This is a genomic window from uncultured Turicibacter sp. (genome assembly GCF_938044715.1).
GTDB lineage: Bacteria > Bacillota_I > Bacilli_A > MOL361 > Turicibacteraceae > Turicibacter > Turicibacter sanguinis.
In genome coordinates this window covers 1-7206 of sequence record NZ_CALIOS010000097.1, presented here as the reverse complement: position 1 = coordinate 7206, position 7206 = coordinate 1, and the positions used below count along the sequence as shown (strand labels likewise).

The 7206-nt window shown below is 33.9% G+C and carries 10 protein-coding genes; 7 read left to right on the top strand and 3 right to left on the bottom strand.

Going from position 1 to position 7206, the window contains the following annotated elements:
* The 5 genes from QWC74_RS09885 to QWC74_RS09865 all read left to right on the top strand — a co-directional run.
* Positions 1–392: hypothetical protein (locus QWC74_RS09885; RefSeq protein WP_288994002.1), on the top strand; the 392-nt coding region annotated here is incomplete at its 5' end.
* A 24-nt stretch (positions 393–416) separates the two neighbouring features.
* Positions 417–1475: a stage III sporulation protein AE gene (locus QWC74_RS09880; RefSeq protein ID WP_006783306.1), complete on the top strand. Its 1059-nt coding sequence runs from the start codon at positions 417–419 to the stop codon at positions 1473–1475.
* 37 nt (positions 1476–1512) lie between these two features.
* Complete coding sequence (locus QWC74_RS09875) at positions 1513–1968, top strand: hypothetical protein (RefSeq protein WP_039931108.1); 456 nt, start codon at positions 1513–1515, stop codon at positions 1966–1968.
* Complete coding sequence (locus QWC74_RS09870; RefSeq protein ID WP_006783308.1) at positions 1965–2483, top strand: hypothetical protein; 519 nt, start codon at positions 1965–1967, stop codon at positions 2481–2483. The genes QWC74_RS09875 and QWC74_RS09870 overlap by 4 nt, the downstream gene beginning before the upstream one ends.
* A 1-nt stretch (position 2484) precedes the next feature.
* A complete protein-coding gene (locus QWC74_RS09865; RefSeq protein WP_006783309.1) occupies positions 2485–3072 on the top strand; it encodes a SpoIIIAH-like family protein in 588 nt (195 codons plus the stop codon).
* Positions 3073–3117: 45 nt separating this feature from the next.
* Here QWC74_RS09865 and rpsT read toward each other — a convergent pair whose 3' ends face one another.
* The 3 genes from rpsT to QWC74_RS09850 form a co-directional block, all read right to left on the bottom strand.
* The gene (gene rpsT / locus QWC74_RS09860) at positions 3118–3381 is read right to left on the bottom strand and encodes a 30S ribosomal protein S20 (RefSeq protein ID WP_006783310.1); all 264 of its coding nucleotides are present in this window, start codon (positions 3379–3381) and stop codon (positions 3118–3120) included.
* 140 nt (positions 3382–3521) lie between these two features.
* Positions 3522–4967, bottom strand: coding sequence for a nicotinate phosphoribosyltransferase (locus tag QWC74_RS09855; RefSeq protein ID WP_006783311.1), 1446 nt, complete (start codon positions 4965–4967; stop codon positions 3522–3524).
* Between the two features lie 15 nt (positions 4968–4982).
* Positions 4983–5654 (bottom strand): cysteine hydrolase family protein, encoded by a 672-nt coding sequence (locus tag QWC74_RS09850; RefSeq protein WP_006783312.1) that lies wholly within the window; start codon positions 5652–5654, stop codon positions 4983–4985.
* Positions 5655–5839: 185 nt separating this feature from the next.
* On the opposite strand from QWC74_RS09850, the gene QWC74_RS09845 reads away from it, so the two are divergent.
* Complete coding sequence (locus QWC74_RS09845) at positions 5840–6133, top strand: PspC domain-containing protein (protein ID WP_006783313.1); 294 nt, start codon at positions 5840–5842, stop codon at positions 6131–6133.
* A gap of 151 nt (positions 6134–6284) precedes the next feature.
* Positions 6285–7206, top strand: a 922-nt coding sequence (gene pepD / locus QWC74_RS09840; RefSeq protein ID WP_288994001.1) for a beta-Ala-His dipeptidase, incomplete at its 3' end; no start/stop codon positions are given.

The following is a 7206-nucleotide window of genomic DNA, read 5'->3' as shown; positions in this document are numbered from 1 at the left end:
GGTGTGCCATTGATATTGTTCAAATCATCTCACTTGTAATTGGATGTGCACTTGTTTATTTGCTATTAGAAGAAGTAAATCCGAAATATGCTAAAGGATTTAGTCTTGTCTTGCTAACATTTTTTTTTATGGTCGCCTTACAAATTCTTTCCAAAATGATTGGTGACTTAACAGCAGTGTTCTTGAATTTTAATATTGAACAGCAGTATGTTACGATTATCATTCGTTTGATCGGAATTGTTTATTACGCTGAGTTTGTTAATTTTTTATTAACAGAAGCAAAGCTTGGTAATGTAGGGAAAATGTTTGAGTATATTGTAAAACTCTATTTAATCGGGTACAGTTTACCGATGATTATCACCTTATTTGAACTAATTTTATCAATATTGTAGTCTTTACGAACTAGGGGGTGAAGTATGAGTCAATTTAGTATGGATCTATCATCGTTTGACAATATTTGGGCCGAAATCTATTCACAATATGACTGGCTTGTACAAGCTGATTATCTTGATAAATCGAACTTACTAAAGGTTGAAAATTTTAATATAGTCGGTTTTTTTAAGTCAATTGTTGAATATGCCATGTATGAGTTAAATGTGAGTTTTTCTCAGTTTAAAATGATTTTAATTTTCTTATTAGTGATTGCGTTGTTTCAAAATATTCAAACAACGTTTTCAACACGATATGAAAAGATTACGAATACAGTCTTAAAATTAATTCTGATTGTACAATTATTTGGGTTATTTGTCTTTTATCACGACTATACGCTGGATATTTTAACAAGATATATGGATATTGTTGTGGCTGTATTTCCTATTTTATTATCGATGATTACCATTACGGGCGCACTTTGGAATCATGCCTTATTTCAGCCTGCTGTTGTATTTTTGATTAATGTCTCCTATTTTTTCATTAATGCTGTCAGTTTACCTTTGACGGTGATTGGAACAATCTTTGGTTTTGTTAATCAAATTGGTATTGAAGATTTATATAGTCGATTAACGAATTTTATTAATAAAATTGCCTTGTGGACACTGGGAGGCTATTTTGCATTCTTTTTAACGTTGATGTCCATCCAAAATGTCACGTTAAGTTTTGCGGATGGGTTGTTTTTTAGGACAACGCAAACTTTAATGAATTACATTCCAGTTATTGGGAGCCGTTTTACTGATACGGTTGTTTCCATTATCTCAACGTTATCGATTATGCGCAATAGTGTAGGCCTATTAAGTATCATCACATTGGTTATTTTTGTTTCTTTTCCTATTGTGAAGCTTGGAATTGCAACCATCTTGTTTCGATTACTAACAGCGATTATTCAACCACTAGTTAGTAAAGATTTTATTAACGTCTTAGATATTTTTAATACAGGTGTTATGAATTTATTAGTTATTACCATTATTATTGCTGTTATGTTTATCTTTACGTTCTTTATTATTTTATATAGTTCTAATATGATGTTAGTAACCAATTAGATAACATTTGACAAGATGTGAGGAGATGGGAAAAGAAATGATATATACATACGCCAAACAAATTATTGCCATGTTTTTTTTGATAGCTGTTGTCAATTTGTTGGTTATTCCGGCTTCTTATAAAAAGATAATTTCATTTTATCTTCATTTTTTTATTATAGTTATCATTTTAAAGCCGGTACTCAGTATAATGAATAATGAAGTTAGTTCATTTATTAATTCGATTACCTTCATTAGTGAGAGTGAGTTCGACGAATCTGTACAGTATTATCAGAGCAAGCTTGAGGAGGACTTAAAAGATCTTACCTTAGGTGAAGTTGATGCCTTGATACAAAAAGCTGAGGCACTCTGTGACGTCGACATTATCACATTCGAATTAGATGAAGTTCTAACCATACAAATGGTGGAAACTAGTAAAGAAGCGAAACTATGTGTTTCTAATCAACTAGGAATCGACCGAAACGATATTTTGTTTGAGGGGGGAGGTCAATGAAGGATGAGGGGATAAAAATCCCAGCAGTGTTTCAAAGTAGTATAAACGGATCAGGAGGGGGGACGAAGGAGATAAAAAAAACCTCGGATATATCACAAATGATTCAGAAGTTAAGAAAAATAGTCGCAGATTTAGGTCCGTTTGGAATTCTATCAGTTATTGCAGCCGTCTTTATTTTTACCACATTGTTTAATGGAAGTTTTGAAAACAACAGTGGTAAAACAACGACAAACGTACTTGAGACGAAACATCAAGAACAAATTAATACGTTATTTGCCTCAATAGAAGGGGTTACGCTTGAAAGTGTTAATTTGTCTTATAAAACTGTATCGGATTCTTCATCTGCAACAATCTTCGCTTCAAATCAAACAAATACTGTTTCAAATGGAGTTGTTATTGTGTATCGCGGAGTGCTCAAAGCACCTTATGATGTCACGAACGCAATCAGTTTGTTACTTGATGTACCAATCCATCAAATATCATTATTAAATGCATCTGAATTAGGAGGAAATTAAAATGAACAAAAATTCTTATGTTACAGCCGCATTATTTGTTGTCTTTGTCTTATTAACAGTTTTTTATATGGGAATGGAAGATCCAAAAGATTTAACAACTGGAGCAGGATCAACTCAAACCTTACCAAATGTTCAAATGGAAGTTAGCGAAACTGATGCGCAAACAGGTAGTGAGTTAGCAAGTGAAACAACGACAGAAGAAAATGTTACAACAGTTGCAACGGAATCGAATTCAATCCAAGTGTTACGTGTTGAACTTGAAAAACAACAAAGTCAAAAAGTATCAGAATTAAAAGAAGTAATTGCTAGTAAAGATTACGATGCAACAGCTAAAAGTGAAGCAAAAGATGATTTAGATAAATTAAATAGAGATCGTGAACATCAAAGCGCGCTTGAAACAATGATTAAATCAAAAGGTTATAATGATGTATTAGTTCGTGTTAATGAAGAAACGGTTCAAGTTATTGTACAAGTGGCAGATGAAAGTGCCTTTCCAGGAGTGGAAGAAGTGAATGAACTTTACATGATGGCTAAAACAGAATTTACAAATAATCCTGATGTAACCATTCAATTTCAACCGATTAACTAAATAAAAGATAATAAAAAAAATACCGACCCAAAAGTCGGTATTTTTTTATCCTAAAGCGTTAATTTTTTTGCTTAAACGTGATTTTTGACGAGCTGCGTAGTTTTTATGGCAAATTCCTTTTGCAACAGCTTTGTCTAATTTTTTGTTAGCTGTATTGTAAGCTTCTTTTGCAGCTTCGATGTTTTTGTTCTCAACAGCAACCTCAACAGCTTTGATAGCAGTACGCATAGATGCTTTGAAAGAAGCATTAAATTGACGACGTTTATCGTTTGTTTTAACACGTTTAATTTGTGATTTAATATTTGGCATTCAATTCACCTCCATTAATACAACAAAAATATTCTATCAAACCCATGTCTAAATTGCAAGAAGAAAATACAATATTTAATGAAATAGTAAAATTTCCAATTGTTTACGAGCTTTGAGACGTATTTTTTGTAGTAAAAAGATTATTTTGAGTACTTTTCAAGTAAGTCCGTTTTTAATGTCCAAAGGTTTTTAGATAAATCGACATAATATTGATGAGGATGTTCAAAACGTAGAACTTCTTCCCATAACGTATTAATTTGCTCTTTTGAATAGGCGACAATCTCCTCGAGGCTTGGTGAGTTATAAACTTGTTTTCCATTTAAGAAAATAGGGATAAGTAGCGGTTTGGCATAGAAGTTTTCGATTGTTTTGCGTTTCCAAGTGTGTTCTGGATCAAAAATGGTATATGGATGATTATCATCAATGATTTCATCAGCTAGGGTGATGACATCAGCAATGGCTTTATTAGTTTCGCGTTCAAATAAACGATACACTTGTTTATATCCTGGATTTGTAATTTTTTCAATGTTATTACTAATTTTGATTTTTGGAATCATAGCTCCTTCTTTTTCAACTGCCACAATTTTATAAACGCCACCGAAAACTGGCTCAGCTTTTGATGTAATAAGGCGTTCTCCCACACCGAATGAATCGATTGGGGCTTTTTGAATGATTAAATCGCGAATAATATACTCATCGAGTGAGTTAGAAATGACAATTTTACAATCTTCAAGTCCCGCTTCATCTAATAATTTACGAGCTTTTTTTGATAAATAAGCGGCATCCCCACTATCAATGCGAATGCCTCCAGGTCGATGGCCTTTTGGAATTAACACTTCTTTAAAGACTTTAATAGCATTAAGAACACCTTGCTTTAACGTGTTATAAGTATCAACTAAAAGAACACAATTTTCTGGATAAAGTTCTGCGTATTTTTTGAAGGCATCGTATTCAGTATCAAACGTTTGAACCCAACTGTGGGCCATTGTTCCAAGGGATGGAACTTGGTAATCACGATCAGTAATGGTACAAGCCGTCCCAATACATCCCCCAATATAAGAAGCACGAGCCCCTAAAATAGCGCCTTGTGCTCCTTGCGCACGACGAGATCCGAATTCCATGACAGGACGTCCCTCAGCTGCACGAACAATTCGATTTGCTTTCGTTGCGATTAAAGATTGATGGTTGATTGACAGTAATACCATCGTTTCAATGAACTGAGCTTGAATAATCGGTCCTCGAACTGTAAGGATTGGCTCATTTGGAAAAATAGGTGTTCCTTCTGGAATGGCATAAATGTCACAAGCGAATTCAAAGTTTTTTAAATAATCTAAAAAGGCATCAGAAAACATGTTTTTACGTCGTAAAAACTCGATATCCTCATCTGTAAAGTGTAAGTTCTTTAAATAATCAATGAGCTGTTCAAGGCCTGCCATAATGGCAAAACCACCACGTTCAGGAACGCGACGGAAGAACATATCAAAATAGGCGATTTGATCTTTCATGCCGTTTTCGAAGTAACCATGAGCCATCGTTAACTCGTAAAAGTCAACTAGCATTGTTAAATTTGATGATTTTAAGTTCATAATAAATTCCTCTTTCTATTCTTCGATGCGTGTCACAATTTCAATCCCATTCATCATCATTTTATATAAGGCAATGACATTCATGAAGTCAGCAGCATGAACATCATAGTCATAAGTTTCAACACTATTCATTGGAACGATGATACGACTTATTTTATTTTGCGTGATAAAATAAGTCTTTAAGGTAATCGCAAATTGTTCTACACAAATATCGGTGCAATCACCCACAATAATAAATTGGTTAATCAATGGATGGTTTTCTAACCACTGATGAAATGCAGGCTCTAAGAAGCCATTTGTAGAACTTTTTTCAATTAAGTGATAAGGTCCAGCCTGTTTGATTTCATCGATAATTTCACTTTCTACTTCTCCTTTGATACAGTGTGCAGGATAAGAATTAAACTCAATTGAATCCGTTTGGTGACAGTCGGCGAAAGCCACAACATCAATTTGAGAATCATTTGCTCGTTTTAATAAGTCGCAAATCGGATCGATAATTGTTTGGATTCGAGGAGATGACATCGGGCCCATCTTGACGAATCCATTCACCATATCAACAATGATTAAGGCCGTTTGATTTGGGTCTAATGATGAAAGACAAACAGAAGGAGATTCATTTAATAGATTAACCATTTTTGTTAAGGATGTTTCACTCGATTTTATTAAATTTAGTAATTCATAACTCATCTTTTACACCTCCGATACTCAAAAATTTTCCTGTGTGAGGAAAGTTATAGAACTATTATAGTATATTTAATTCTTAATCACAAAGTCTTAAATAGCTTAAGATTGAAATATATTTCAAAAAGATTGGCATGAGATGAGTGGTGATATATAATAAGAGGAAGATATGATGGAAAGGATGGAAAACTATGTCAAATAAACGTTTATATAAAACCTCACAAGGAGCAATGCTTGGTGGAGTATGTAAAGGGATTTCTGAGTATTTAAATATTGACGTCACCTTAATTCGCTTAGTATGGGTCTTGATTTCCTTTACCTCAGTCGGAATTATTTTATATATTGCGTGTGTGTTTATTTTTCCAGATAAAGCAACGATTGAACGTGAGAAACGCCAAACTACAAAGGATGCCGTATTTGAAACAAATGATTATAAAGTAAAGGATCAAGAGAATAAAAAAGATAAAGATTATACAATCTATTAAAGATTAAAGAGGTGAAAGTTACCTCTTTTTTTTTGAAAATTATAATCTCCCCCTTCGGGGAAGTTGGATAGATTATGAATAAAAGTATGTCCAATGGTTATCATTTTAAGTGAAGTTATGGTAGAATATATAAAAAAAGGAGGCGCAAATTATGTCGGATATTTTAGGAAACTTAAACCCACGTGCGGTGTTTCATTATTTTGAAGAAATGACGAAGATTCCACGTGAATCAGGAAATGAGGCTGCCATTAGTCAGTATTTAGTTGATTTTGCTAATGAGCATGGGTTAGAAGTGATTCAAGAACCCTGTAAAAATGTAATCATCAAAAAACCAGCTACTGCGGGTTATGAAAATGCTCCACGTGTCATTTTACAAGGTCATATGGACATGGTCTGTGTCAAAGATGATGAATTAGAGTTTGATTTTGAAACACAAGCTTTACCGATTTATGTTGAAGGCGATTGGATTAAATCAAAAGGAACAACTCTTGGAGCTGATAATGGAATTGCGGTTGCGATGTCGCTTGCTATTTTAGCAGATAAGACGATGGCTCATCCTGCCTTAACTGTGTTAGTGACAACGGAAGAAGAGACAGGAATGGATGGAGTCATGGCATTGGATCCTGCTCATGTACAAGGTGATATCTTAATTAATATTGATTCAGAAGAAGAAGGAGTAGCGTTAGCTTCATGTGCTGGAGGTGTACGTAACTCATTAAAGCTACCGCTTGAATGGATGACGTTAAGTGATAATTCACTTGTTTCATATGAAGTTGTGATTAGTGGCTTAAAAGGTGGGCACTCAGGAATTGAAATTAATAAGTGTCGTGCCAATGCCAATAAATTAATGGGACGCTTTTTCCATTATGTGCAAGATCTTCAAGTTTCAGTTGCACATGTTGCAGGTGGAGAAAAAATGAATGCCATTTCAAAACGTGCCAAAATGGTCTTAACATTATCAAAAGACAAAGTATCAACACTTGAAGAAAAAGTAAAAGATTTTGAAATCATGATCGGAGAAGAAAAAATAAGCTGGTATGAAAATATCGTAAGCCAAAAGGGCATGAATGATT